1 protein-coding gene and 1 pseudogene are annotated in these 1,103 nt (G+C 34.5%); both read right to left on the reverse strand.

Annotated elements, in window-relative coordinates; all coding sequences use genetic code 11:
* Positions 1-510: pseudogene (locus ETO60_RS11430) on the reverse strand (cytochrome c oxidase subunit 3); the annotation flags it as partial.
* A 129-nt stretch (positions 511-639) separates the two neighbouring features.
* Entirely contained in the window at positions 640-1,044 is a 405-nt protein-coding gene (locus ETO60_RS11120) for a hypothetical protein (protein ID WP_130005720.1), read from the reverse strand.
* Positions 1,045-1,103 lie beyond the last annotated feature (59 nt).

The following is a 1,103-nucleotide window of genomic DNA, read 5'->3' on the forward strand; positions in this document are numbered from 1 at the left end:
GATTGTTCCCACAATCACATGAAGTCCGTGGAATCCCGTCCTAATGAAGAACAAAGATCCAAAAACTCTGTCAGCAAACGAAAATGAGCTTTCATAATACTCTTTTTGCTGTAGAAAAACAAACCATAGTCCTAATCCAATTGATACGAGTAGCCCAACTCTAACGTTTAAATTTCTGCCTTTTATCAAAGAATGATGTCTTCACGTTAAAGACACTCCTCTGGAGAGCAAAATCAGAGTGTTTAATATTGGGACCCTTAAAACATCAATTGGTGAAATCCCTATTGGAGGGTAACTCATTCCTAGAGCCACATCTGGAGCTAATGAAACATAGAAAAATGCAAAGAAAATTGAGAAAAAAAACATCACTTCAGATAAAATAAATATTAAAAACCCCATTCGAAGCCCTCGAATCACTTCAAAAGTGTGATTGCCTTGATAAAGGCTTTCTGTAATCATATCCCGCCACCATAAGACTGATGATAAAAGAATCCCAAATAGAAGAATCACAATTTCTTCTCCGAAATTCTTTCAGAAAGAAAATACTGAAACTGAAGCTAAGTTAAAAACATTTAATCTAACAATAATAGGCCAAGGGCTAACGTCAAGAATATGAAAAGGATGAAACTTTAGTTTTATTCAAAAAACCTGTAAGGGACCTCTAGCTCCCAAAGCTAGTGTTCTAAAAACTCTTTTTTGGTATATTTTTGAAAAAGAAGTAAGATTGAAAGAAGAACTTTCCAAGCGAATGACTGAAGCTCTAATAATCCTTAACCCTAAAACCCCCTCAATAGCCATAAACGTGATAAATATAATAGAAAATAGAATAGAAGACCTAGATTGGAAAAACTGAGAAAATAAAAGAACAAAGATAGAAGAGTGAAGAAGATCTAGGCCAATAACCATTAAAAGAACTGAGTCTCTGGCTGTAATAGTAAAAACTATTAAAAAATTCAATATTAAAAGCACTCTAACTTTTATATGACAGTCCTTTTCAGGTCCTGTTAGGCCGAAGCTAACCGCAATCATAATGCTCACTGCCATGGCTCTCTATACATTACATTTTGTAATGTTCACACACACACACTTTTGTGTGTATTCCC

This window comes from Qipengyuania thermophila (assembly GCF_004153605.1).
Classification (GTDB): domain Bacteria; phylum Pseudomonadota; class Alphaproteobacteria; order Sphingomonadales; family Sphingomonadaceae; genus Qipengyuania_B; species Qipengyuania_B thermophila.

What these genes read in the sequence shown, in the direction of transcription:
- ETO60_RS11120 (WP_130005720.1), bottom strand. Translation starts at nt 1,044, where the DNA reads ATGGCAGTGAGCATTATGATTGCGGTTAGCTTCGGCCTAACAGGACCT.